This is a genomic window from Paraburkholderia xenovorans (assembly GCF_046030735.1).
Classification (GTDB): Bacteria; Pseudomonadota; Gammaproteobacteria; order Burkholderiales; family Burkholderiaceae; genus Paraburkholderia; species Paraburkholderia xenovorans_A.
Genome location: NZ_JAQQBV010000011.1, coordinates 137,125 through 160,550, shown reverse-complemented (window position 1 = coordinate 160,550; position 23,426 = coordinate 137,125). Strand labels below are relative to the sequence as shown.

21 protein-coding genes and 1 pseudogene are annotated in these 23,426 nt (G+C 61.3%); 14 read left to right on the top strand and 8 right to left on the bottom strand.

Going from position 1 to position 23,426, the window contains the following annotated elements; genetic code table 11:
- Nucleotides 1-21 precede the first annotated feature (21 nt).
- Nucleotides 22-1,926 (top strand): AAA family ATPase, encoded by a 1,905-nt coding sequence (locus tag PQQ51_RS13300; protein ID WP_408497243.1) that lies wholly within the window; start codon nucleotides 22-24, stop codon nucleotides 1,924-1,926.
- A gap of 43 nt (nucleotides 1,927-1,969) precedes the next feature.
- Here the strand turns inward: PQQ51_RS13300 and PQQ51_RS13295 are convergent, their stop codons facing one another.
- From PQQ51_RS13295 to PQQ51_RS13285, 3 genes are all read right to left on the bottom strand, one after another.
- Entirely contained in the window at nucleotides 1,970-2,158 is a 189-nt protein-coding gene (locus PQQ51_RS13295; protein ID WP_408497242.1) for a hypothetical protein, read from the bottom strand.
- A gap of 85 nt (nucleotides 2,159-2,243) precedes the next feature.
- Nucleotides 2,244-3,038, bottom strand: a complete 795-nt coding sequence (locus PQQ51_RS13290) for a TSUP family transporter (protein WP_408497241.1) — start codon at nucleotides 3,036-3,038, stop codon at nucleotides 2,244-2,246.
- Nucleotides 3,039-3,217: 179 nt separating this feature from the next.
- Nucleotides 3,218-4,387 carry an acyltransferase family protein gene (locus tag PQQ51_RS13285; protein ID WP_408497240.1) on the bottom strand — a complete coding sequence of 390 codons (1,170 nt, stop codon included), beginning with the start codon at nucleotides 4,385-4,387 and terminating at the stop codon, nucleotides 3,218-3,220.
- A 366-nt stretch (nucleotides 4,388-4,753) separates the two neighbouring features.
- On the opposite strand from PQQ51_RS13285, the gene PQQ51_RS13280 reads away from it, so the two are divergent.
- Together PQQ51_RS13280 and PQQ51_RS13275 are read left to right on the top strand one after the other, a co-directional pair.
- Complete coding sequence (locus PQQ51_RS13280; protein WP_408497239.1) at nucleotides 4,754-5,860, top strand: OpgC domain-containing protein; 1,107 nt, start codon at nucleotides 4,754-4,756, stop codon at nucleotides 5,858-5,860.
- A 50-nt stretch (nucleotides 5,861-5,910) separates the two neighbouring features.
- Nucleotides 5,911-7,530, top strand: a complete 1,620-nt coding sequence (locus PQQ51_RS13275) for a tannase/feruloyl esterase family alpha/beta hydrolase (protein WP_408497238.1) — start codon at nucleotides 5,911-5,913, stop codon at nucleotides 7,528-7,530.
- 82 nt (nucleotides 7,531-7,612) lie between these two features.
- Here PQQ51_RS13275 and PQQ51_RS13270 read toward each other — a convergent pair whose 3' ends face one another.
- Nucleotides 7,613-8,029, bottom strand: coding sequence for a hypothetical protein (locus tag PQQ51_RS13270; RefSeq protein WP_408497237.1), 417 nt, complete (start codon nucleotides 8,027-8,029; stop codon nucleotides 7,613-7,615).
- Nucleotides 8,030-8,319: 290 nt separating this feature from the next.
- On the opposite strand from PQQ51_RS13270, the gene PQQ51_RS13265 reads away from it, so the two are divergent.
- Together PQQ51_RS13265 and PQQ51_RS13260 are read left to right on the top strand one after the other, a co-directional pair.
- Entirely contained in the window at nucleotides 8,320-9,246 is a 927-nt protein-coding gene (locus PQQ51_RS13265) for an ABC transporter ATP-binding protein (RefSeq protein WP_408497236.1), read from the top strand.
- Complete coding sequence (locus PQQ51_RS13260; RefSeq protein WP_408497235.1) at nucleotides 9,243-10,004, top strand: ABC transporter permease; 762 nt, start codon at nucleotides 9,243-9,245, stop codon at nucleotides 10,002-10,004. The genes PQQ51_RS13265 and PQQ51_RS13260 overlap by 4 nt, the downstream gene beginning before the upstream one ends.
- Before the next feature lie 78 nt (nucleotides 10,005-10,082).
- On the opposite strand, the gene PQQ51_RS13255 is transcribed toward PQQ51_RS13260, so the two are convergent.
- Entirely contained in the window at nucleotides 10,083-11,099 is a 1,017-nt protein-coding gene (locus PQQ51_RS13255; protein WP_408497234.1) for a helix-turn-helix transcriptional regulator, read from the bottom strand.
- 180 nt (nucleotides 11,100-11,279) lie between these two features.
- Between PQQ51_RS13255 and PQQ51_RS13250 the strand changes: the two are divergent.
- From PQQ51_RS13250 to PQQ51_RS13240, 3 genes and pseudogenes are all read left to right on the top strand, one after another.
- Nucleotides 11,280-11,814, top strand: a pseudogene (locus PQQ51_RS13250) (helix-turn-helix domain-containing protein).
- A gap of 456 nt (nucleotides 11,815-12,270) precedes the next feature.
- Complete coding sequence (locus tag PQQ51_RS13245) at nucleotides 12,271-12,696, top strand: DUF3830 family protein (protein WP_408497233.1); 426 nt, start codon at nucleotides 12,271-12,273, stop codon at nucleotides 12,694-12,696.
- A 264-nt stretch (nucleotides 12,697-12,960) separates the two neighbouring features.
- A complete protein-coding gene (locus PQQ51_RS13240) occupies nucleotides 12,961-14,181 on the top strand; it encodes a sensor histidine kinase (RefSeq protein WP_408497232.1) in 1,221 nt (406 codons plus the stop codon).
- Nucleotides 14,182-14,247: 66 nt separating this feature from the next.
- On the opposite strand, the gene PQQ51_RS13235 is transcribed toward PQQ51_RS13240, so the two are convergent.
- Entirely contained in the window at nucleotides 14,248-14,376 is a 129-nt protein-coding gene (locus PQQ51_RS13235) for an MFS transporter small subunit (RefSeq protein ID WP_408497231.1), read from the bottom strand.
- 10 nt (nucleotides 14,377-14,386) lie between these two features.
- A complete protein-coding gene (locus PQQ51_RS13230; RefSeq protein ID WP_408497230.1) occupies nucleotides 14,387-15,790 on the bottom strand; it encodes an L-lactate MFS transporter in 1,404 nt (467 codons plus the stop codon).
- A 553-nt stretch (nucleotides 15,791-16,343) separates the two neighbouring features.
- Here PQQ51_RS13230 and PQQ51_RS13225 point away from each other — a divergent pair.
- Nucleotides 16,344-17,468 (top strand): hypothetical protein, encoded by a 1,125-nt coding sequence (locus PQQ51_RS13225; protein WP_408497229.1) that lies wholly within the window; start codon nucleotides 16,344-16,346, stop codon nucleotides 17,466-17,468.
- Nucleotides 17,469-17,523: 55 nt separating this feature from the next.
- Here PQQ51_RS13225 and shiA read toward each other — a convergent pair whose 3' ends face one another.
- On the bottom strand, nucleotides 17,524-18,843 hold the full coding sequence (gene shiA, locus PQQ51_RS13220) for a shikimate transporter (RefSeq protein ID WP_408497228.1): 1,320 nt from the start codon (nucleotides 18,841-18,843) through the stop codon (nucleotides 17,524-17,526).
- 371 nt (nucleotides 18,844-19,214) lie between these two features.
- On the opposite strand from shiA, the gene PQQ51_RS13215 reads away from it, so the two are divergent.
- The 5 genes from PQQ51_RS13215 (at nucleotide 19,215) to PQQ51_RS13195 (ending at nucleotide 23,412) form a co-directional block, all read left to right on the top strand.
- Complete coding sequence (locus PQQ51_RS13215; protein WP_408497227.1) at nucleotides 19,215-19,439, top strand: hypothetical protein; 225 nt, start codon at nucleotides 19,215-19,217, stop codon at nucleotides 19,437-19,439.
- Nucleotides 19,417-20,136: a GntR family transcriptional regulator gene (locus PQQ51_RS13210; RefSeq protein ID WP_408497226.1), complete on the top strand. Its 720-nt coding sequence runs from the start codon at nucleotides 19,417-19,419 to the stop codon at nucleotides 20,134-20,136. Before PQQ51_RS13215 ends, PQQ51_RS13210 begins: the two co-directional genes overlap by 23 nt.
- A 359-nt stretch (nucleotides 20,137-20,495) precedes the next feature.
- Entirely contained in the window at nucleotides 20,496-21,743 is a 1,248-nt protein-coding gene (gene frc, locus PQQ51_RS13205; RefSeq protein WP_408497225.1) for a formyl-CoA transferase, read from the top strand.
- A gap of 86 nt (nucleotides 21,744-21,829) precedes the next feature.
- Nucleotides 21,830-22,648, top strand: coding sequence for a fumarylacetoacetate hydrolase family protein (locus tag PQQ51_RS13200; RefSeq protein ID WP_408497224.1), 819 nt, complete (start codon nucleotides 21,830-21,832; stop codon nucleotides 22,646-22,648).
- Between the two features lie 98 nt (nucleotides 22,649-22,746).
- Nucleotides 22,747-23,412: an NADP transhydrogenase subunit beta gene (locus tag PQQ51_RS13195; RefSeq protein ID WP_408497223.1), complete on the top strand. Its 666-nt coding sequence runs from the start codon at nucleotides 22,747-22,749 to the stop codon at nucleotides 23,410-23,412.
- The last annotated feature ends 14 nt before the right edge of the window (nucleotides 23,413-23,426 follow it).

Here is a 23,426-nt window from a genome sequence, read left to right as displayed (position 1 = left end):
CCCGTTTTTGGAAGTGACTTTATGAAGCCGGGAAAGAACTCGCTTGGAAATCGACGCGCACGCAGTCTCGCCATGACGGTGGGTGCGGTGCTGATCGCCGCAGTGCTCGTATTGAGCTTCTGGCATTACCAGCAGCGCGACGCGCGGGCGAGCTCCGCGCTCACCGGCGTCGCGAGCCAGATGCGTCACGACGCGTCGGCATGGACGCACGACGAGAAAGACGCATCGGCGATGCTGCGCGATATTCGCGATGCCGACGTCGCCGCGATCGGCGTCAGTACGAATGCGATTCTGGTGTCGAAGCGCGACGGTTCGAAGTATTTCGTCACCGACCACAACGCGACGTTTTCCCATGCGCTGCTGCTCGGCGAGCCGCAGTCCAACCCCGCGGCGTCTTATCAACTCGTGTGGCTGCCGGATGCGGACATTCGCACCGGCGCGTCGCGCTGGGTTCAGGTGTTCGACGAGGTGCGCGACGCGATCAGCGTGTTGTTGCCGCTGTTCCTGATCGGCGGCATGGTGTGGTTCATGCGCCGCGAAATGCGCGGCGGCGCGAAGCTCCTCGATAAATCGCCGGCCCTGTGTTTCGACGACGTGATCGGCGCCGGCGAAGCCAAGGCGGCGCTCGCCGACATCCGCGGCTATCTGTCGGACCCGCAGCAGTTCACGTCGATGGGCGTGCGCGCGCCGTGCGGCATTCTGATGGTCGGCGGTCCGGGCGTCGGCAAAACGCGTCTTGCGCAGGCGCTTGCCGGCGAATGCGGCGCGAGCTTCATCTCGATCACTGGCAGCTACTTCAGCGCGAAGTACTATGGCGTCGGCATCCAGAAGGTCAAACATCTGTTCGAACTTGCGCGCAAGAACGCGCCTACGGTGATCTTCATCGACGAAGCCGACGGGCTCGCCAAACGCACCGATACCGGCGGCGGCCCGGTGGAAGCGGAAAGCAATCGCATCATCAATCAACTGCTGGCGGAGATGGACGGTTTCGCTTCGAACGAAGGCGTGATCATCGTCGCGGCGACCAATCACCCGGATAATCTCGACGAAGCGTTGCGCCGCCCTGGCCGCTTCGATCGCACGGTGCAAGTCCGTTTGCCGGACCGTGAAGACCGCGCGAAGATTTTCCGCTTCTACGCGGAGAAGCTGAAAGCGAAAGCCGCCGATATCGATTACGACCAGCTCGCGCGTCTGACCACCGGTCTTTCGCCGGCAACGGTTGCGATGGTGGTGAATCAGGCGGGGCTCGTCGCGCGTAAAGCGGGCGACACGGAAATCGCCGCGAAGCATTTCATGGAGGCGATCAAGATCGCCCGCATCGGCGACGTGAGCGGCGCGGAGCGCGCGCTGAGCGAAGACGAACGCACGCGCATCGCAGTGCATGAAGCGGGGCATGGTCTGGTCGCCGCGATACTCGGCACGGGTGTGCTGGAAGAAGTGACGATACTGCCGCGCGGCGGCGCGCTGGGTGTCGCGCTGATCACCAAGGCGCAAGACAAGCACCTGTATCGCGAAACCGAGATTCGCAACGAGATTCAAGTGTTGCTCGGTGGACGCAACGCGGAAATTCTCACGTTCTCCGAAGCATCGAGCGGTGCGGCGTCGGATTTGCAGGAGGCGTCGCGGATCAGCCTCGATATGGTGTCGAAGTTCGGCTTCAACAGCGATGGCGATCTGTTCAGTCTTGCGGCGTTGCCGTCGCAATACGCGGGTTTGCAGATGAAAGGCGCGATCGAACACGCGAACGTGCTGCTCAAGGAACTGAACGAGCAGTGCTTTGACTTGCTGCAAGCGTATGAGCCGGTGCTGCGCGCAATCGCCGACGAACTGCTCGAACACGAAACGGTGCCGGGGGAAACCGTCTACCGTTTGATCAAGGAGCACAAGAGCGCGCTGACGATCGTTCACGAGCCGGCTGCTGCGTGATCTGACCTCAAGCGCGACTGCAACCGCAACGCGCCGCCGCCGATTAAAGCGGCGCGGCTTTGCTGTCCGGTTCGGGCGTTTCGCTTTTTTCAGGCAGCGGTTGATCGAGACCCGGTTCGACAGGCGTCGGAATTGCATCGCCGATCGGCTTCGAGACTTCGGTAGGCGGGCTGCCCGGGTCTTCGTCGGGCTTTCTGGCGGGCTCTGCAGCGGGCTTGGTGGTGGTCGTCATTCCGGCTCCCTGGATTGGTGATTCGGTGACTCGGTCATTCATGTACCGAAGAGAGCAGCAAGCGCCATACCACCGCGAGCGAAGGCTACAACACGCCGGACTTCCAGATCATCTGCCCGGCAGCCGCCACGACGAACACCAGCACCACCACCCGGAACGTTGCGGGCGGCAAGCGGTCGCGCAGCGGCCTCACCAGCAGCATCCCTGCAATTACCGGCACACTGGCGCACGCCGAAATGGCGAGATCGCTCCAACTGGCGTGTGCGCCGCCGCTGAACGCCGCGACCAGCGTGATGATGGACACGACGAGAATGATCGCGATCTGCTTCGTGAACGCCTTGCCGGTCGCGCCGGTGGCGATCAGATACATCGCCAGCAATGGGCCGGGCACCGACGCGATGCTCTCCATCACCGCCGCGCCGAAACCGAGCACGAACCCCGCCGGTTTGGCCCACGCGGGCGACAGCGTCAGCCGTGGCGAAGCCAGCAACAGCAGCGCCGCAACCATCAGCAATGCGCCGGCGGCGGCTTGCGCACGGTGTGGCGCGAGCGAGATCAGCAGGCTCACGCCGACGATGTTGCCGATCACCGTGCCGATCAGCGGCGCGGCAATGCGCCTGACGGTCGGCAGCAACTGACCGCCTTCGAGCGCTTGCGGAATGTTGCCGAGAATGATCGGCATCGACAGCAACAATACAGCCTGCTTGATCGGCAGGAAGTGGCTCAGAATCGGCATCGCGACGAGCGGCACGCCGATACTGACCACGCCTTTGACCATCCCGCCGAGCAACAGCGCGGCGACGATGCCGAGCAATGCGAAAAGGTCGAGCGCCTGCAGGCTGGAGCCGAGCATGCCGTCGGCGAAATTGAAGTGCAACATGGTCGAGGTCCGCGAGCCCGCCGCGCCGGATTTTGCGCGGGTAGTGGCTTATTTTTATCGTTCGGCCAGTTCAGTTCAGTACTCGCGTGGGTCGCAAGGTCTGAAGGCAGCCGGCCAGGTGAGGCCGAATCATACCGTGAGCGCGTTTGGGTGGCGTGTAATGAGCATGTAAGTAGACGTCACGCCACATCCGACGTCGTGCGCGCCCGGCGAGCGGACGGCCTGACCGGCGACGATGGTGTGTTCCGGTTCGCGGCATCGCTCGGCGTGCCGCGTGGCGTTTTCAAACGCAGGATCGGCGCTTCGATCAGCCGCCAGGACAGCATCGCGAGCGTCAACGAGATCGCAAACGATGCGACGATTCCGAGCGCGTGCGCCCACATCGGCACCGTGCCGCCGAATAAAGCGGCTGCATGGCGATTCCTCGTCAGATCGGGAATCAGGTTGTGGTACAGATAAAACCCATAGCTGATGCGTCCGAGGCTCGCGAGCCAACTCGTCTCCAGCAACGCGATCACGAGTGCGCTGCGGCAGCATGCAATCGAGCACACGAGTGCCGCAATGCAGAGGCCGTATAAAGCGTTCACGACCGTGAACGCGAGTGGATTGCCTAATCCGCTCCAGCCCGGTTCCGTCGCGCAGAAGCCGACGAGACACGCGCTCAGTATCAGAAGCGTCGAACCATGACCGAGCCACTCGCGCACACGGCTCGCCCGATCGGCGATCAACAGTCCGCCGATACCGCCCAATGCCAGCAGCCAGAAGTTGGTCAGCGGATGCGTGTAGATCGTGATTTCTTGCCAGTGCGCCGCGCGCATCGCGAAGAGCGCGGCGAGTCCGATCGCGACGATCGCCACGCACACCGCGCGATGCCGCCGCGCCGCAAGCAACAGCAAGAGCGGCGCGAACACCAGATAGAACTGCTCCTCGATCGCGAGACTCCACAGATGCGAGTAACGCCCCGGCCAATAATGCAGCACCGAGCCGATCCAGATGTTCGACAGATACGCGAAGTGATACGGCATGCCGCTCGCGAGTTCGGGACTCGCGAGGCCAATTGCCATCAGCATGCCGATCACGACGAGCATCAGGTAGTAAATCGGAAAGATGCGCAGCGTGCGGCGAAACAGAAAGCGTTTGAGTTCTGCGCCGAAGCGGCTGCCGTCGCGTTCGATGCGCGTGCGTTGCGCCGACAGAATGCCGATGATCAGAAAGCCGCTCAGCGCGAAAAAGATCCACACGCCGAGGTGGCCGATCTCGCCAATGTCGCCGAATAGCCGGTGCTGAAAAAACACCATCAGGACCGCGATCGCGCGCAGTCCGTCGAAGCCGGCAATCCTGTTGTTCATGGGTCGTGTCCAAAGCGAAGGCGGCATGAGCTGATCCTACGATGAAAAAAAGCGAAAAAAATCGTGCAATGCAATCGACGATTTTTTTCCGCAGCGCTTACCGATGCTCGTCGAAAAATGCGTATTAAATGCCGCAAAACTTGCCGTGCAATGGGGGCGTCGCGACTCAGTATTACCGCTCGCCGACAGGCGAATTTCAGATCGCTGCCGAGGTTCGCGTGCTTAGAGGGCGCCTGTCAGCGTGCGCGATCCAGGCGCACGCAGCGGCCAGGAACGATTTAATCTCCGGGTGTTCCTACGGGGAACAGCGGTCGAGGACCGCCTTCACGGCGCCTGTCAGCAGCGCGCCATCTTGCGAGAATCCGAATGGAAAGCCGTCGCGGACGTTCTATCGAAGTCGATTTCTTCCGCGGTATCGTGCTTATCGTGATCGTGCTCGATCACATTCCGGGCAGCACGTTGTCGCATCTGATGTTGCACGCGTACGCGCTGTGCGATTCGGCCGAAGTGTTCGTGTTTCTCGGCGGTTACGCATCGGCCGCCGCGTATACGGCGGTGCTCGCGAATCGTGGCGAGCATGCTGCGAAAATGCGTTTCGTCAAACGCTGCTGGGAAATCTATCGCGCGTATCTGTTCACCGCGGTGCTGACGCTCGCGTCCGGCGCGCTCCTCGCGCTGCTGAATCTGAACCGGCCGATGGTCGATCTGACCGGCTGGCCGCCGTTCGCGGTTCAACCGTTGCGGCAGGCCTTCGATATCGCGTTGTTGCGGCGTCAACCGTATCTGTCGAGCGTGCTGCCGATGTACGTGATCTTCGCGTTGTGCGTGCCGTTCGCGGTGCCGCTCGCGCGCCGTTCTTCATGGATGGCGCTCGGCCTGAGCGTCGCGATCTGGGCATTGGCGCGGCCGCTCGCCGTGTTATTCAGCATTGACGACGTGGCCGACTGGGCTTTTAATCCGTTTGCATGGCAACTGATGTTCGTATTCGGCATTCTGTGTCGCGTGCAACCTGTCGGCGAGCGCTTTCACGCGAGCCGCACCGCGCGGTGGCTCACGCGAGTGGCGGTGGTCGCGGTGCTGGCGTTTGCCTTCGTCAAACTTTTCGTGCTGACGCAACCTTTGCCCGGCGTGCTTAAACAGAATCTCTCCGTGGATCGTGTGATCAATTTCCTCGTCATTGCGTGGGTCGCCGCGCAGTTCGTGCGCATGGGCAGCATCGCGCGGCTCGCCGCGCGACTGCCTGCCGTCGTGACGGTGGGGCGAACCGGGCTCGTGTGTTTCGTCGCGGGCACGGTGGTGTCGCTGGTCGTCGACACGGCTACCCCGCACACGTTTCATGGCTTGTCCGGCGTGCTGGTCGGACTCGGCGGCGATCTGGTCGCAATCGGCGCGGTGCTGATGATCGCGCGTGGCTGGAACGACTGGAAGACCCAGCAATCGGGCGCCCCCGCGAACGGCGCGGGCTACGGATGACGGCGCGCCGGCGCAGGCTGCTTCGTGGTTTAGTTTGCGCTGGCGCTGCCATGCAGGTGATCGGCGTCGTGTTGTCGATGGGTGCTTCGGATGCGCAGGCCGCTCCGAAAGACGCGCCGCTCGCGATGCGTTGCACGGAGTTGGCGGGCGCCGTGCTGCCGCCGGAGCTGATCGCGATGCCGAGCGCCGGCGTGCAGATTGAAAGCGCGGCGATGATCAAGGCCACGGCGCCGGGCAATCAGCAAGGCGGCGAATATTGCCGCATCACCGGCCGCATCAAGGCGCTCAAGACCTCGACGCCCGATATCCGCTTCGACCTGAATCTGCCGCGCCGCTGGAACGGCCGCGCGTTGCAGATCGGCGGCGGCGGGTACAACGGCGTCGTGGTGAGCGGCACCGGCGTGATGCCGTTCTCGCCCGATCGCGCGCCGCTCGCGCAAGGCTATGCGACCTTCGGCGACGACTCCGGACATGTGGGCGATTCGTCGCTCGCGGTGTTCGGTCTCGTCGACGAAGCGGTGACGAATTTCGGCTACGCGCATCTGAAGAAAACCCACGACGCCGCGCTCGCGCTGATTGCGCGAGCCTACGGCCGCCCGCCGCAGCGGATGTACTTCGCCGGCGGCTCGACCGGCGGGCGCGAGGGTTACACGGTCATGCAGCGTTTCCCCGACGACTACGACGGCGTGATCGCCAATTCGCCCGCGTTGAATTTCTCCGGCGTGCGTCTGCTCGGCGTGAAACTCGGGCAAGCCGAATACGCGACCCCGGGCGGCTATATTCCGCCGCTATTGCTCGAGCACGTGTATCAACGGATTCTCGGCGTATGCGATCGTCTGGACGGCGCGGCGGACGGCATCGTCAGCGACGTGGCCGCCTGCCGCGGGCATGAAGCGGAAATCATCGCCTCGCTGCGGTGCGCGGGCCACACGCCGGCGCACGACGAATGCTTGACCGACACGCAACTCGCCACGTTGCTCGTGATGCGCGACGGTTTGTCGTTGCCGTACAAGCTCGCGTGGAATGTGACGGGTTATAGCGGCTACAACATTTTTCAGGGCACGCATCTGACCGGAATGCTCGGGCTCGCGCACCAGGCCGAACGCCTGCCGGCGCCGACGTTTTTCGCCAACGGCTACCTGTTCGCGCAAGGCGACGGCTATCTGCGTTACTTCGTCGCGCACGACGCGGAGTTCGATTCGCTCAAATTCGACGTGCAGCATCCGGGCAAATACCGTGCGCAACTGGTTGCGCTGTCGCAGACCATCGGTGCGATGAACCCCGATCTCACGCGCTATATCGCACGGGGTGGCAAGCTGATCACGCTGCAAGGTCTCGCCGACGAAGTCATCAGCCCGAACCAGACGATCGGCTACTACCAGGCGCTGATCGATCGCTACGGCAGCGAGCAGGTCGATGCGTTCATGCGGCTCTACATGGTGCCGGGGTTCCAGCACGGCAGCGGCGTGTTCATTCCGTCGGTGGATTTGCTGGGCGCGCTCGACAACTGGGTCACGCGCGGTGTGTCGCCCGAAACGCTGACCGCGACCGATATTGCCGCGGCGACCAATGGACGCTCGCGGCCTTTGTGCCGCTATCCGCTTTTTCCGCGCTATGGCGGCAAGGGCAATCTGAATCTCGCGAGCAATTTCGTTTGTACTGAACCGTGATGCCGTGATGTGGCGGCGCGTCTTTCGAGCGCCGCCGTCTTTCGCCAGGTCAGGCGTTCGGTTGCCTGCATTTCCAGGCGGTTTATTGACCGCCGTTGTTCGTGCCATTGATGTTGCCGCCGGTGCCCATGTTCGCACCGCCGGTCGTGCCGCCAGTGCCGCCGCTCATGCCGTTATTCGAGCGATTCATCGACGGGCTGTTCGGTGATGCCGGCGATGCGCCGGTGCCCGTGCCCATGCCGCCGCCGGTGCCCGTCACGCCCGGCGAGCCGTAGCCCGAGCCGTTCGGGTTCTTCATCGAACCCGCGCCGACGCCCGGCGCGGCCGTGCCACCGGCGCCGCCCGTGGTGCCGCCACCCGCGCCGACACCCGTACCGCCGCCGCCTGCGCCACCCGCACCACCTCCGCCGCCCGCACCGCCACCCGCCTGCGCGTAGACTCCGCCCGACAGCGCCATCACGAGGGCCGATGCAAAAATAGTCTTGGTCATGTGTTTCATGATTCGTCTCCAAAGAGTCGGTTGATGTCACGCAAGCGCATGTCGCTCACACGACGAATGCCGCAAGCGGTGTGCCTCGGCTTCGCAAAAAACAGCGTCGCCATGCAGCGCTTTGCACGGATTCCATTCGATCTCCGGACTCCGCCGCGGTATGCGGAAATCGAGCATGGCGCGTTCCCGACTGCAACGCATGCTGCACACTCGGCCACTTTCCATTACATTGCGGGGGCGGCGGCGCTCTCGTGCCGTTCTTTCCAATCAAACATACGGTGTCTGCCATCGTCGAATCCATGCAGCCAATCGTCTCGGTTACGAATCTGTCGAAAACCTATGCCACGGGTTTTCATGCGTTAAAAAACATCAATCTGTCGATCAATCGGGGGGAAATCTTTGCATTGCTCGGGCCGAACGGCGCGGGCAAAACCACGCTGATCAGCATCATCTGCGGGATCGTCAATGCCAGCGTCGGCAGCGTGACGGTGGACGGCCGCGACATCGCGACCGACTATCGCGGCGCGCGTTCGCTGATCGGCCTCGTGCCGCAGGAACTCACCACCGACTCGTTCGAAACCGTCTGGGCGACCGTCTCGTTCAGCCGCGGCCTGTTCGGCAAGCCGAAAAATCCCGCGTACGTCGAAAAGGTGTTGCGCGATCTGTCGCTGTGGGAAAAGCGCAATAGCAAGATCATCACGCTGTCGGGCGGCATGAAGCGGCGCGTGCTGATCGCCAAGGCGCTGTCGCACGAACCGCGCGTGCTGTTCCTCGACGAACCCACCGCCGGTGTCGACGTCGAATTGCGGCGCGACATGTGGAAGCTGGTGCGCGGGCTCGCCGCGAGCGGCGTGACGATCATTCTCACCACGCACTACATCGACGAAGCCGAGGAAATGGCCGACCGCATCGGCGTGATCAATGCGGGCGAAATCATGCTGGTCGAAGAGAAGACCGAGTTGATGCGCAAGCTCGGCAAAAAGCAGTTGACGCTGCAACTGGAGAGTCCGCTCGCGCAGGTGCCGGACGCGCTCGCCGGCTATGGGCTGGCTGTCGCGAAGGGCGGCAATGAGCTGATCTACACGTATGAAGGCGACGGCGGCCGCACGGACATCATTGCGCTGCTGAAGGCGCTGGACGACGCCGGCATCCGCTTCAAGGACCTGCATACGACGCAAAGTTCGCTCGAAGACATCTTCGTCAGTCTGCTCCGAGGTAACCAATGAACATCTACGCAATTCGCGCGATCTACAAGTTCGAGATGGCGCGCACCTGGCGTACGTTGATGCAGAGCATCATCGCGCCGGTGATTTCCACTTCGCTTTACTTCGTCGTGTTCGGTGCGGCGATCGGCTCGCGGATCAAGGAAGTGGACGGCATCAGCTACGGCGCGTTCATCGTGCCTGGGCTCATCATGCTGTCGCTGTTGTCGCAGAGTATTTCGAATGCGTCGTTCGGGATTTACTTTCCGCGCTTCACCGGCACGATCTACGAGTTGCTGTCGGCGCCGGTGTCGTATCTGGAAATCGTCGTGAGCTATGTGGGCGCGGCGGCGACCAAATCGATTCTGCTCGGACTGATCATTCTCGCCACCGCGGGCCTGTTCGTGCCGCTGCAAGTGCAGCACCCGTTCTGGATGATCCTGTTCCTTGTGCTCACGGCGCTCACGTTCAGTCTGCTCGGGTTCATCATCGGGATCTGGGCCGATAGCTTCGAGAAGCTGCAACTCGTGCCGTTGCTGATCATCACGCCGCTCACGTTCCTCGGCGGCAGCTTCTATGCGGTCAATATGCTGCCGCCGTTCTGGAAGGTCGTCACGCTGTTCAATCCGATCGTCTATCTGGTGAGCGGATTCCGCTGGAGCTTTTACGGTCTCGCCGATGTCGACGTCGGCGTGAGCCTCGGGATGACGGCGTTGTTTCTCGCGGTGTTTCTGGTGATCGTCGCGTGGATCTTCAAGACCGGGTATCGGTTGAAGAGCTGAGGCTCGTGGTGTACAGATAAACAAATGGCCGTGACGGCGTGCGCCGTCACGGCCATGCGCACTTCAACATTCGCACTTTCAGGTCACATAACCCTGAGCGACATTGATCAACTGCACGCGATTGCGCACGTTGAACAGTTGCCGCAAGCGGCGCAAATGGTAGTCGACGTTATGCGGCGACAGTCCGAGGAAATAGGCAATTTCCTTGTCGCGCTGACCCTGCACGACCGCCTTCAACACTGCATGCTGCAACTCACTCAAGCTCACGCGTTGCTGCTGCGCCGGCGCGATGCCGATCATGCTGCGCGCGTGCGTCCAGATGAACTCGTGGATCGTGTGCGCGAACATCAGCGTTTCCGCGACGATCGATTCCGTCATCCAGCGCGGGTTGCCGATCTCCGAGTTGAAGCACAGGCTCGCCGTCAGTTCCGGTTCGGGCAACGGCATCTGCGTGAGGATCCCGCTCTTGCGGCCGGTTGTGTCCAGCATGTCGATCAGACCACCCAGACGCTCGCTGCGCATTTGCGCGCGCGGCAGATCGGCGCGCATGTCGGCGGTGTTCCACAGAAACGGCAGACCGGTCGGCGACGCCAGCGAGACGCGCGGATCGAGCTCGAAATAACGCTCGCGGAAATAGCGCGTGAGCCACGCCTGCGACTCGTAACTGGTCAGCACGAACATCGTCTTGTGATGCGCGGTGGTACGCGTCGCCGAATAGCTGAACGAGTCGAAGCCGAGTTGTTTGATGCGCCGCCGCACGAACTCCATGCGGTCCTGCGCGCTGCCGAACCTCATTAACGAACTGAGTACCGGCGGACTGATTACCGGCGCGGTGCGGCGCAAGGCAGGCGAGGGCGAGCCGATCTCCTCCTCGGTGAAGAGCGTGAGAAAACCCGTTGGCGTGACGCCTGTTGCGGTGCGGGTCGAAGTCCTGGATGCATCGGCCGCGTGGGCCGATTTCGCCGCGTGCCGCGCGTCGGCCGGGTAGGCCGGTTGTGCGGTCGCCGCTGAGTTGTAAGCTGCCGACGCGTGGCCGGCTTCGCCTTGCGGCGAGCCGGTCAGCCAATGCGGCAGCGTATCGCATTCGTGTTCCATGAAACGGTAGCTCCGGCGTTCGAAACGCGTGAAAGACGACAAGCTGAATGATTAGCCATTTCCAGAAATTACGGTAGCCGGTTCCTTGCTATCATTTTTGAGATCTTGCGATGACCGGTGACCGGCTTGCGGGTGAGGCAGAGTTTTTTCGTTGGCATGGGTTACCTCCTGGACGACGCGATGGCAAGAATTCCAAAGCTGACTACGACGCTCGCGTATGAGCGTTACCTGGCGGGCCAAAAAACTCGTGTCAAGCGTGGCTCGCCCATGGCGGAACGGGGTGCTGCGCGCGTATCTCGAACCGGCGCAGCAGGAACTGCTGGAAGCGCCCGGCTTGCAGGACATCACGCTGATGACCCTCGGCAGCGGCGCCGGGCACCTGGAGCGCAACCTGAGCGGACGCTGGGAAACCGTGGACCTGCGCGTGGGCGACCTCTGGTTCGTGCCGCCCGCGCCGATCTCGTGGCGCTGGCCGACTCGCGGCTCTATGTCGATGCATTGACGCACGCGTGTGTTTCACCGCGAGACGGGTGAAACACCTCATCAGTTCGTCACGCGCCTGCGGCTCGAGGAAGCCGGACGACTACTGCGCGCCACCGATCAGACGGTGTTGCAAGTCGCGATTGCGGTTGGTTTCGAGAATGCCAGTCATTTCTCCGTGCAGTTCAGGCGTGGCTATGGCGTGACGCCGCTTGCTTACCGACTGCGCGGCTGAAGTACGGATTGCGCGGCTGGATGGTGGCCGCTGTTATGGTTAATCAAGGAGTCTTCGAGGACCCGGTCCGACGGTTCGACGCTGCGGAAATCACGTCACCTTTCGAAGTGTGCTGCGCATTGCGCGGCTTGCAAACTACGAAGTTTCGTGGCGCCCATCCGTGCGGATCTGGCATGCCCGGGCCCGGGCGTCGATTTTCTGTCACCGTCGATGGCGATGTCAAATCGAGGTCCACTATCTGGTAGGCGTCGACGCCAATGCGGCGATCGGGTTTAAGTTCGTGGCGACCATTCCCTACGCGTGTTAAGCGTCTGCGGACCAACTGGCCTGACCGGACACTCGGCAACTGTATCTGTCGAAGCCTTGCACCGGAAGACAGAATGACGCGCCGACGGCCTGGTCCCAGCCGGCGTCCGACCGACCATTCCATTCAACCCGTCCTATCGGAATCCAGCGATGACCCGACTTCGAATCACCTCCTGCGGCCACGTCTTTACCGCCGAAACCCATCCCGACGCGCCGCACACCGTGGCCGCGTTCCTGAAGCTGCTGCCGTACCGCCAGAAGATCATCCACGTGCGCTGGAGCGGCGAGGGCTGCTGGGTGCCGCTCGGCGACTTCAAGCTCGAAAACGACGGCGTGGCGGTCGGCTTCGAGAATCACACCAGCCATCCGTCGGTCGGCGACATTCTTTTCTATCCGGGCGGCTACAGCGAGACCGAAATCATTCTCGCGTACGGCTCGTGCTGCTTCGCGAGCAAGATGGGGCAGCTTGCGGGCAATCACTTCCTGACCATCGTCGAAGGCCGTGAGAAGCTGCGCGAACTCGGCACCAAGGTGTTGTGGGAAGGCGCGCAAGACGTGCTGTTCGAAAAGATCTGACGTAATTCGCGGCCGTGAGACGGCGCACCGGCATCCGGTCGGGATGCCGGCGCCGGCGCGTCGGTGACAGGAACGCGACCTAACCCTGGTTAATTTCCAGCGCACAAATCGCGCATACTGGAGGCCCGCGGCCGCGTGCCGGCCGCTCACGCTACCTGCGTGCCTCGCGCGATTCGCAGCCTGATTCGGCAGCCTGATTCGGCAGCCTGATTCGACAGCGGTGCATACCGGTTTGCGCCGCCACGCGGCCACCAGGTCTCTTACATGGAGGACTCGCACGTGCTTCCGTTGGCCGCTTTCGCCGCACACCTGCGTCAGCAGCAGGTCGATCTGACCGAGCGCTGGATGAAGGCGGTTTTCCACGACGCCGAATTGACCGAGTCCGACCGTCTCACCTACGAGCAACTCGCCGACCACATCCCGAACATCCTCGACGAGATCTGCAGCGTTCTTGAAAACCAGGACCTCGATTGCGCCGAACCCGCGATCAGGCGCGACGCTCGCCTGCACGGCAAACTGCGCTGGAAACAGGGTTACCGGATCGACGAACTGGTGCGCGAACTGGACCTGTTCCGCCAGATGCTGACCGGCGCGGTTGTCGAGTTCAGCGAAAGCCGGCCGTACTTCACGCGGCGTCACGAGGAGCGGGCGCGGTATTTCATCGACGAAGCCGTCAGCTTCGTCACGCTAACGTCCATCCGCGAAGTCGTGATGGAGCGCGACCGCACGATCGACGATTACACCGGCCGCCTCGAGCGCGCGAATCACGAGTTGACGCTGAAGCAGACGCTGGTCGGCGATCTGTACGAGTCGCGCATGCAGATCACGCGCAGCGTGGTGCACGATCTGCGCAACTTCCTCAACGTGTTTTCGATGGCGCTGCAACTGATGAGCCGCGGACCGGCCAGAATCGAAGCCGCGCTCGCCCTCGCGAACCGCCAGGCGGCGGATATGAAAACGCTCGTCGACGAACTGGTCGAATATTCGGTCGTGCTCGGCGACAGCAGTCCTCTCGCGGTCGAGACCTTCAGTTTGCGCGAACTGTTCGAGGAACTGGTCGCGTCGTGCGGACCGGCGATCGAGGCCAAAGGGCTGCGCTTCGATGCCGATTTCGACCGCGCATTGGACCGTGTGCTGTCCAGCCGGCTCAAGCTGAAGCAGGTCGCGCTGAATCTGCTGACGAACGCGTCCAAATACACGAAGGCGGGCCGCGTCGAACTGACCATGGCCGCAGTGGACGACGATCACTGGCTGTTGCGGGTGTCGGATACCGGTGTGGGCATTTCTTCATCGGACCGGGAGCGCGTGTTCAAGGAGTTCGAGCGCGCTACCGACGACGATATTCCCGGCGCAGGGCTCGGTCTTGCGATCGTCAAGGAGTTGTGCCGGGTGCTGCGCGGCGAGATTCGCTTCGACTCGCACGAAGACGAAGGGAGCGTCTTCGAGATTACTTTTCCGATGAGCTTGCAGGCCGCGGGGACCTGAGCTGATCGCGATCGCGCCATAAACCGCACGGTGGGTCGCGGTGCGGTTTATGGCAACGACAAGCGCTTACTTGAACAGCTTCATTGCCTGCGAGAGCGTATTCACGACGCCCCACACCAGCGGCACCGTCACATACAGCCAGAAGACGGCGAGTTTGACCTTGTTGGTCGGATGCGCGGCCTGAACGGTCGACATGAGAATCTCCTTAGGCGCCTTTGGCCAGTTGTGCGTCGGTCATGTGATGCTTTTCGTTCACGCGCTTGACCAGCAGATTGCAGATAAAGCCGATCACCAGCAGCACGACCATGATGTGAATCGTCATCGTGTAGGCGTCCGCCTTGGCCACGCCGTGCGCTACCTGATAAGCGCGGATGTAGTTCACCAGCACCGGACCCGCGACACCGGCTGCAGCCCACGCGGTCAGCAAACGGCCATGAATGCCGCCGACGAACGCCGTGCCGAACATGTCCGCGAGATAAGCGGGCACGGTCGCGAAGCCGCCGCCGTACATCGACAGGATCACGCAATACGACAGCACGAAGAGCGCGATCTGGCCGGATGCCGCGAAGCCGGGCACGAGGTAGTACAGCACCGCGCCGAGCGCGAAGAAAATGAAGTACGTGTTCTTGCGGCCGACCCAGTCCGAAGCCGATGCCCACACGAAACGGCCGCCCATGTTGAACAGCGAGAGCAGACCGACGAAGCCTGCCGCTGCGGCCGCGCTTACGGTGTCCTTGAAGCTCTCCTGGATCATCACCGAAGCCTGGCCCAGAATGCCGATGCCGGCCGTCACGTTCAGGAACAGCACCAGCCAGATCAGATAGAACTGCGGCGTCTTCAATGCCTGATCGATGTGCACGTGGTTACGCGAAATCATCTTCTTCTGATTGGTCGCGGGCGGCGTCCAGCCAGCCGGCTTCCAGTCGGCGGGCGGCACGCGGATCGCGAGTGCGCCGATCGACATCGAGATGAAATACGCAATGCCCAGCACAACGAACGTTTCCGCCACGCCAATGCTCGTGGCGCTGCGGAAGTAGTTCATCAGCGCGACGGAGAGCGGCGCGGCGATCATTGCGCCGCCGCCGAAGCCCATGATCGCCATGCCGGTCGCCATGCCGCGGCGGTCCGGGAACCAGCGAATCAGCGTGGACACCGGCGACACGTAACCGAGGCCGAGGCCGATCCCGCCGATCACGCCATAGCCGAGATAGAGCAGCGCGATCTGATGCAGATACACGCCGAGCGCGGACACCAGAAAGCCGCCGCCGAAGCAGCATGCAGCCGTAAACATCGTGCGGCGCGGACCGACATGTTCGAGCCACTTGCCGGCGAACGCGGCCGACAAGCCGAGGAACACAATCGCCAGCGAGAAAATCCAGCCGAGCGAGGTCAGCGTCCAGTCGTCCGCGCCCGATTGTGTGATGCCGATGACTTTGGTCAGCGGCCCGTTGAACACGGAGAACGCGTAGGCCTGGCCGATACACAGGTGGACGGCGAGGGCCGCGGGCGGCACCATCCAGCGCGAAAACCCCGGTTTTGCGACGGTCGCCTGCTTGGAAAAGAATGGGGCAGAGCCGGAATTTCCGTTCGGCTCAGTGATGCTACTCATGGTCGGTCTCCAGAGACGGGTTCTTTGTTATCGGCTTTTCGTAAGAATGCTTGAGGGGCGCGGCGAAAACCTGCAAGCGTGCATGTGGCCGATATATGCGTGCCGGTTTCATATGACATGCGCCAAATCGACGCAGACGCTCGCTGCACGAACGATAGGGCGAGGCTTCGTCGTTTGCAATATGAGATAGCAATGCATAAGACATTGGTCTGGAGAAATATTGCTGTAAGCCGTCGGATTGTTGCAGTGCGGTGTGCGCAAGGACATTCCACGGGGACGAGCAGTCGCAACGGCAGCGTCCGGGGTTGATGTTCTGGACAAGCTGAAAATAAGGACGATTGGCCAGTTTGAATCGGTAAGGCAGATTGTTTTATTTCAGTGGGCTTGTTCACGAAGGTAATGCGAGGAATTGACATTAATAAAATTTGCGGCTGGCTGGTAATAGCTAGTATGAGTATCGCGCTGCAACGCGCGATGGGGATCATATTCATGATCCGTTAGCGGTGAGCGCCATGCGGATATACTGTCTTTAAGTCACGGATCAAAAAATCCAATGGCGATCGAGCAAGTGCTTCGTCAAGCAGATAAAATTGGAATAGAATATAAGAGAATTCATATTTGTGCGTGTCGCGAGCTCGATGAATCGGCGGAACTGAATTGTCGGAATAAAAAAATAGATGCAGTGGTAAACGGTGCTGTCGTTGAAGGAAGTGTTGATGATTCAAATGCGGTCAATTCTGGAATCTGCAATATATCTCACCTGATTACACTGATAACATTGGATACCGAGACCGGGACGGTTGAGGAAACTGTCCAGGGTATAATTTTGAAAGGATCGGGCGAATATCGGGATATCGATGCGACGGCGGCGGACAATCTCTCGATTCCTGGTTATGACAATCTTAGCTGGGGTACTTCGGAATATTCGCCGCAAATTAGCGACGAGGTCGTGGATCAAAGTGTCACACGAAAGTCAACCACTACCACGTCGCAGCCTTTTCGAACCAGTAAGTCGGGTATTTACTTTCGTGAAGGTATCGATCTGGAACATCGAAATGAAAAATTTTATTATTTGATGAAGGACAGTCTGGATATTGATTTTGTTTTAGATTTAATATATGGAAGTGCTAATCAGAAGATAAAGGTGGCAACTGCCAGCATGAATCTGGGCGTCAATAGAGGGAAAATTGTTGTGAGCCAGATAAACAAGCAGGTTAGCGTTCATCCAGGCGCCGAACTGGAATTCCAGAGTCTATATCGCGTAGGAAAACGGGAGACGCTATATTCTATTTCGCGATCAGTACTTGGACCCGGAAATCTGGAGGAGCTTGTTAACGTAAATGTCGACTTGCCGACCCTGTCAGAAATAATAAACCCGCCGGATGTAGGGGCGTCTTCGCACTTGCCCTCCAGATTTTCTGCGCATGCACAGGCTTTAATTTCGGAGGGAACTGTTATCAGACTTCCCCTGAAGGTTGAGCTTGGTTTTGATATCTACAAGCAGCGTGGCGAGTCAGCGTACGACTTTTTGGCAGAAGCGTTTTATGGTTATACGAGCGAAAACTTAAAAGCTGTCTTGCGAGACTGGAATGCCCGTAGTCTGCTGGCATCCGGGTACAAAATTGAAGATAATCATCCATCTGAAAACGGCAAGTATGTTTATTTCGGGCCGCCCTGATAGCCGGCACTGGCACAATCGCCCCGCCGGCCCGCAGAAAGGTCATCGGCAGTAATCAGCCCGCCGTACGCCCCGTCCTCATCTTCGCCGCCACCAGCACCGAAATCAGGCATCCGATCGCCAGATACGCCGCCACCGGATGCCACGAACCACCGGCAAAGCTCACCAGCGCCACCGCGATAAACGGCGTGAAGCCGCCGCCCACCACGCTCGCCACTTGATAACCGACCCCCGCGCCGCTATAGCGGTACTCCGTGCCGAACAGTTCGGTGAACATCGGTTGCTGCACGCTCACCACCATGTCGTGCGCGACGTTCGCGAGCATCACCGCGAAGAACACGATCCACACGGTCGAGCGCGCTTCGAGTGCGAGAAAAAACGGCACTGCGCTGAACATGCCGACCAGCGCGCCGACGATATACACGCGCCGCCGTCCATAGCGATCGGCCAGCACCGCAAAGCAGGGGATCGTCACGCAACTCACCGCGCCGACCAGCAAGCCGATCGACAGAAAGAACTCGCGCGGCATGTGCAGATTGGCGGTCGAGTAATTCAACGCGAAGGCCGTCACGATGTACATCGTGAACAGTTCGGCGAGGCGCAGCGCAATGATCAGCAGGAACGCCTTGGGATGCTTCAGTAAAGCTTCGACGATCGGCAGCCGCACGCTGCGCTCGCCGTGCTGGCCGACTTTCTCGACGAACTCCTTCGATTCCTCCATGCTCGAGCGGATCCACAGCGCAATCAGCACCAGCACCACGCTGAACAGGAACGGCAGACGCCAACCCCAGCTCAGGAACGACGCGTTGTCCATCGAACGGCTGATGATCGCAACCAGCCCGGTCGACAGCACGAGTCCCACGCCGTAACCGACCTGCACGCCGCTGCTGTAGAAGGCCTTCTTCTTTTCCGGTGCGCTTTCGACCGCCATCAACGCCGCGCCGCCCCATTCGCCGCCCACCGCGAAGCCCTGGATCGCGCGCAACGTGACGAGCAGCACAGGCGCCCACCAGCCGATGCTGGCAAAGGCCGGCAGCAGGCCGATCGCCGCAGTGGAGAGGCCCATCATCATTACGGTCAGGACCAGCATGCGCTTGCGGCCGAGCCGGTCGCCGTAATGGCCGAACACAAAGCCGCCGAGCGGCCGGAACAGAAACCCGACGCCGAAGGTCGCGAAGGCGGCGAGCGTGCCCATCGCCGGACTGACTTTCGGGAAGAACTCGGCATTGAAGACCAGCGCCGCGACGATGCCGTACAGCAGAAAGTCGTACCAGTCGACCACGGCGCCGATGAAGCTGCCGAGCGCCGCTTTGCGGGCCCGATTGCGCGCGCTGCGGTTGTCGGCCATGTCGGCGGCCGGGAGGGTAGTGCTCATGAACGTGTCTCCTTGAAACTTCCGGGCTGCTTGACCGATTGCCCGCTCAGCGGGGCGTGGGCTCCGCGGGCCGGTCGGGTTGCAGAATTCCTCGAGGGTTAATGATGCGTAGCGTTTCTCACAATCCGCATTCGCGGCGAACTGCGCGATCATCGAACGCGGATGCGCGAATAGCGCGCGTTTTGCGCGTTAACACCGAGCGCCAACGTTGCTGGGGACGTCGGGCGACCCGTGTGCCGCTGTCCCGTGCTACCTTGGCGGTGCTATCCTGAAAGCAACGGTAGTTGATATATCACATACTGAATATTGATTAATGCGGCGATGCAGCATATGATTGAGTCATTCCTTCACTCAATCATTCGGAGTTACAAATGGAATTTGTTCCTCTCGCGCTGTTCGCTATTGCTGTCATCGGGTTAGGCGCTTCTGCCACTGTGCTGTTGACTCGCTGGATTCCGCAGCCGGTCGCGCAGCTTGCGGCGCAACACGGCCGATTCGTCGGCTTGGGCGAGCAGCAGGCTGGAGCAGCAACGGCGGCGCCGTATCGTGCGCATGTTCAACAAGAGGCGATGAATGTCGTCAGAACTTCAAACTGAAGCAGTGGCTACACCGTTGACGTTGTCACTTCAGCCAATCGGCGCGAGCGCCAGCTTGCGCGATCAGGCGTATGCGATGTTGCGTCAGGCGATTGCCGACGCGGATATCTACCAGACTCGTGAAGAAATCCGTCTTGACGAACGCGTGCTGAGCGAGTCGCTGGGCGTGAGCCGCACGCCGGTGCGCGAGGCGATGACGCTGCTCGAACAGGAAGGTTTTCTGCGCATGGTGCCGCGGCGCGGCATCTATATCGTGCGCAAGAGCAAGCGTGAAATCGTCGAGATGATCCAGATGTGGGCGGCATTGGAAAGCATGGCCGCGCGCCTTGCCACGCTGCACGCTACGGACGCGGAAATCGCCCGTCTGCGCCACATGTTCGACAGTTTCCGCGACGCTACGCCGGCCGAGCACATCGCCGAATACTCGGACGCGAACATCGCGTTTCACCAGGCGATCGTCGAGTTGTCGAAATCGCAGATCATCCTCGACACGATCAAGAACATCTTCATCCACGTGCGTGCGATTCGCCGCATGACCATCTCGCAGAGCGACCGCGCGTCGCGTTCGATCGTCGATCACTTGCGCATTATCGAAGCGCTGGAGCAGCGCGATACCGAACTGGCCGAGCGACTCACGCGTCAGCATTCGCTCGATCTCGCGGCGTTCGTCGAAGCGAATTGCGATTTTCTGGATTGATCTCACACGGGACGTTGCTGGAATAGAAAAGGCTCGTGGTGCTGTCGGCACCGCGGGCTTTTTTGTATGGGCGCTCGGTTCATGCGGAGCGTCGCTCTGCTAACCGCTTCCCTTCGGAGCTGCACGCCGGTTCCTGATCGGTGTTTTCCCTCGGATCGGGTGCCGCGCAGTGCGCGGCAATCCTCCGCAATCCCAAGCCTGGCAAGCTTCCCAACTCAAAAATCCCATCCGCAGAGCGATTAAATTCGTACTTGCTCGAAACTGATATACCACATACTGTATGTAACACAGCAAGGCAGCCAGGCGATCGAGCCGTTAGCGTTCACGCGCAAAACAAGCGGACCTTCAGGAGACAGGAAATGAGCAAAGCACTCGACGGTGTGCGCATTCTCGACTTCACGCATGTGCAGTCGGGGCCGACCTGCACGCAGTTGCTCGCGTGGTTCGGTGCGGACGTGATCAAGGTGGAGCGGGCCGGCGCGGGCGACATCACGCGTGAACAACTGCGCGACATCCCCGACGTGGACAGCCTGTACTTCACGATGCTCAATCACAACAAACGCTCCGTCACGATCGACACGAAGAATCCGGAAGGCAAGCTGGTGCTCGAAGCGCTGATCCAGAAATGCGACGTGCTGGTGGAGAACTTCGCGCCGGGCGCGCTGGACCGGATGGGCTTCACGTGGGAGCGGATTCAGGAATTGAATCCGCGGATGATCGTCGCTTCCGTGAAGGGCTTCGGTCCCGGACCGTACGAGGACTGCAAGGTCTACGAGAATGTCGCGCAATGCGCGGGCGGCGCGGCGTCGACGACGGGTTTCGACGACGGCCCGCCGGTTGTGTCGGGCGCGCAGATCGGCGATAGCGGTACGGGTTTGCATCTGGCGCTCGGCATCGTCACGGCGCTCTATCAGCGCACCGTCACCGGACGCGGTCAGCGCGTGCTCGCCGCAATGCAGGACGGCGTGCTGAACTTGTGTCGCGTGAAACTGCGCGATCAGCAACGGCTCGAACGTACCGGCACGATGAAGGAGTACCCGCAATATCCGAACGGCACCTTCGGTGAAGCGGTGCCGCGCGCCGGCAATGCATCGGGCGGTGGCCAGCCGGGCTGGATCCTGAAGTGCAAGGGTTGGGAAACGGACCCGAACGCGTACATCTACTTCATCACGCAGGCGCCGGTGTGGGCGAAGATCTGCAACGTGATCGGTAAGGAAGAGTGGGCGACGGATCCGAACTACGCGACGCCGGCGGCGCGTCTGCCGCATCTGAAAGACATCTTCGCCGAGATCGAACACTGGACCATGACGAAGACCAAGTTCGAAGCCATGGAGATTCTGAACAAGTACGACATTCCATGCGGCCCGATTCTGTCGATGAAAGAAATCGCCGAAGAGCCGTCGCTGCGCAAAACCGGCACGATCGTCGAAGTGGATCATCCGACGCGCGGGAAATATCTGACGGTTGGCAATCCTATCAAACTGTCCGACAGCCCGACCGAAGTCAGGCGCTCGCCATTGCTGGGCGAGCACACCGACGAGGTGATGGCCGAACTCGGCTACTCGCCCGAGCAGATCAGCGCGTTGCGCACCGCCGGCGCGATCTAGACGGCGCGAAACTGAAACGACAGTCGCGCTGTGCATGGCATTACACCGGCGCAGTACGCCGAAGCAACACGATCAAGGAGCGACGTATGGATACATGGATGCGGTTCATGTCGAGCGATGGCGGCATCGTGTTCGGCCGGGTGGAAGGCGCTTATCTGCATGAGTACGCAGGTCTCGACCAGCCGGTGCCCACGGGCGCCGTGCTGTCGACGCGCGCGCTGACCCCGCTTGCGCCTTGCGCGCCGGGCAAGATCGTCGCGCTATGGAACAACTTTCATGCGCTGGCGGCGAAGCTGGATAAACCGGTGCCGTCGCATCCGCTGTTTTTGCTGAAGCCCGCGGGTTCGGTGATCGGCTCCGGCGCGGCGATCCGCCGTCCGCCAGGTTACGCCGGCAAGATCGTCTACGAGGGCGAACTCGGTATCGTGATCGGGCGGCGCTGCCGCGATGCGAGTGTCGAAGAGGCCGCCGACGCGATCTTCGGCTACACGCTCGTGAACGACGTGACCGCGGCCGATCTGCTTAACGAGAACCCGCATTTTCCGCAGTGGTGTCGCGCGAAGGGCTTCGACACGTTCTGTTGCATCGGCCCGGCGATCGTTTCCGGATTCGCGTGGCGCGACGCGCGGCTCGTCACGATGCTCGACGGCGTGGAGCGGCAAAACTATCCGCTCGCCGACATGGTGTTTTCTCCCGCCGAACAGGTCAGTCTGATATCGCAGGATCTCACGCTCGAACCGGGCGATGTGATCGCGTGCGGCACGTCGGTGGGTGTCGGCTCGATCAGGGACGGCGCGACGGTGACGATCGCCATCGACGGGATCGGCACGCTCAGCAATACCTTGAATGTCGCGCGCGATGCTGGGGCATCGGCGGGGCCGGCGGTAGTCGCGAACGAAGTTTGAAGCGGGTTCGGCGACGGTCGGGCGCGGTCGGGCGCGGTCGGTTCGCGATCCCCCGATCGCAACATGGAACACGCAACACGGAACACGAAGGAGCACGCATGTCGCAAGCGTCTGACAGTACCGTGTGGGTGAGCATCGGCATGTTCGGCAGCGCTGCCGGATTTGCTGTGATGGCCGGCGGCTTTGTTTGTTATCTGTCTGCGTCTTCCTTATCCGCTTTCGCCGATGTCGAGCGTATCGAACTGTATGCGGCGGTTTTTGCCGGCGCGTTGATCTTTTCCGCGTCGGCTATCTCCGTCTGCAAAATGCGCGGACTGTTCGACGTGTTGAACGCGAGCGCGGCGGCGCGTCCGGGGCATCGTCTTGTCAATCTGACCGCGCTGGCGTTGTGCGGATGGCTTGGCTACATGTTCGTGACCGGACCGGCGCCAACTGTCGGGCTGGAAGCGTTACTCGCAACCGGCGCGCTGGCTGGTGCGTTAGGCGCGCATCTGATGCTCGACGGCGCACTCGCCGGTCATGCTGCGCATTCGCCGACATTCGCATTTGCAGGGCGCTGTCATGGTTTCCTCGTGCGGGAACGTATTGAATGGCGTGCCGACGAGGAGCCGGCATGGGCGCTGCGTGAAATGCCGACAAGCGTAAGACGCATGGCGGCACATCGGCACGCGAGAGATTCGCACGACAGCACGCATGAAAGTGAGCGCAGACGCGCGGGCGCTCGTCATCGCTGCGGTTATTACAGCGTGCGTCGTCAGCGATGAATACCTGTTTATTG

What these genes read in the sequence shown, in the direction of transcription:
- PQQ51_RS13260 (WP_408497235.1), top strand. Translation starts at nt 9,243, where the DNA reads ATGAACATCTACGCAATTCGCGCGATCTACAAGTTCGAGATGGCGCGC.
- PQQ51_RS13245 (WP_408497233.1), top strand. Translation starts at nt 12,271, where the DNA reads ATGACCCGACTTCGAATCACCTCCTGCGGCCACGTCTTTACCGCCGAA.
- PQQ51_RS13270 (WP_408497237.1), bottom strand. Translation starts at nt 8,029, where the DNA reads ATGAAACACATGACCAAGACTATTTTTGCATCGGCCCTCGTGATGGCG.
- PQQ51_RS13240 (WP_408497232.1), top strand. Translation starts at nt 12,961, where the DNA reads ATGGAGGACTCGCACGTGCTTCCGTTGGCCGCTTTCGCCGCACACCTG.
- PQQ51_RS13285 (WP_408497240.1), bottom strand. Translation starts at nt 4,387, where the DNA reads ATGAACAACAGGATTGCCGGCTTCGACGGACTGCGCGCGATCGCGGTC.
- frc (WP_408497225.1), top strand. Translation starts at nt 20,496, where the DNA reads ATGAGCAAAGCACTCGACGGTGTGCGCATTCTCGACTTCACGCATGTG.
- PQQ51_RS13235 (WP_408497231.1), bottom strand. Translation starts at nt 14,376, where the DNA reads ATGTCGACCGTTCAGGCCGCGCATCCGACCAACAAGGTCAAACTCGCC.
- PQQ51_RS13210 (WP_408497226.1), top strand. Translation starts at nt 19,417, where the DNA reads ATGTCGTCAGAACTTCAAACTGAAGCAGTGGCTACACCGTTGACGTTG.
- PQQ51_RS13280 (WP_408497239.1), top strand. Translation starts at nt 4,754, where the DNA reads ATGGAAAGCCGTCGCGGACGTTCTATCGAAGTCGATTTCTTCCGCGGT.
- PQQ51_RS13230 (WP_408497230.1), bottom strand. Translation starts at nt 15,790, where the DNA reads ATGAGTAGCATCACTGAGCCGAACGGAAATTCCGGCTCTGCCCCATTC.
- PQQ51_RS13265 (WP_408497236.1), top strand. Translation starts at nt 8,320, where the DNA reads ATGCAGCCAATCGTCTCGGTTACGAATCTGTCGAAAACCTATGCCACG.
- PQQ51_RS13200 (WP_408497224.1), top strand. Translation starts at nt 21,830, where the DNA reads ATGGATACATGGATGCGGTTCATGTCGAGCGATGGCGGCATCGTGTTC.
- PQQ51_RS13195 (WP_408497223.1), top strand. Translation starts at nt 22,747, where the DNA reads ATGTCGCAAGCGTCTGACAGTACCGTGTGGGTGAGCATCGGCATGTTC.
- PQQ51_RS13215 (WP_408497227.1), top strand. Translation starts at nt 19,215, where the DNA reads ATGGAATTTGTTCCTCTCGCGCTGTTCGCTATTGCTGTCATCGGGTTA.
- PQQ51_RS13275 (WP_408497238.1), top strand. Translation starts at nt 5,911, where the DNA reads ATGCAGGTGATCGGCGTCGTGTTGTCGATGGGTGCTTCGGATGCGCAG.
- shiA (WP_408497228.1), bottom strand. Translation starts at nt 18,843, where the DNA reads ATGAGCACTACCCTCCCGGCCGCCGACATGGCCGACAACCGCAGCGCG.
- PQQ51_RS13290 (WP_408497241.1), bottom strand. Translation starts at nt 3,038, where the DNA reads ATGTTGCACTTCAATTTCGCCGACGGCATGCTCGGCTCCAGCCTGCAG.
- PQQ51_RS13295 (WP_408497242.1), bottom strand. Translation starts at nt 2,158, where the DNA reads ATGACGACCACCACCAAGCCCGCTGCAGAGCCCGCCAGAAAGCCCGAC.
- PQQ51_RS13300 (WP_408497243.1), top strand. Translation starts at nt 22, where the DNA reads ATGAAGCCGGGAAAGAACTCGCTTGGAAATCGACGCGCACGCAGTCTC.
- PQQ51_RS13225 (WP_408497229.1), top strand. Translation starts at nt 16,344, where the DNA reads ATGGCGATCGAGCAAGTGCTTCGTCAAGCAGATAAAATTGGAATAGAA.
- PQQ51_RS13255 (WP_408497234.1), bottom strand. Translation starts at nt 11,099, where the DNA reads ATGGAACACGAATGCGATACGCTGCCGCATTGGCTGACCGGCTCGCCG.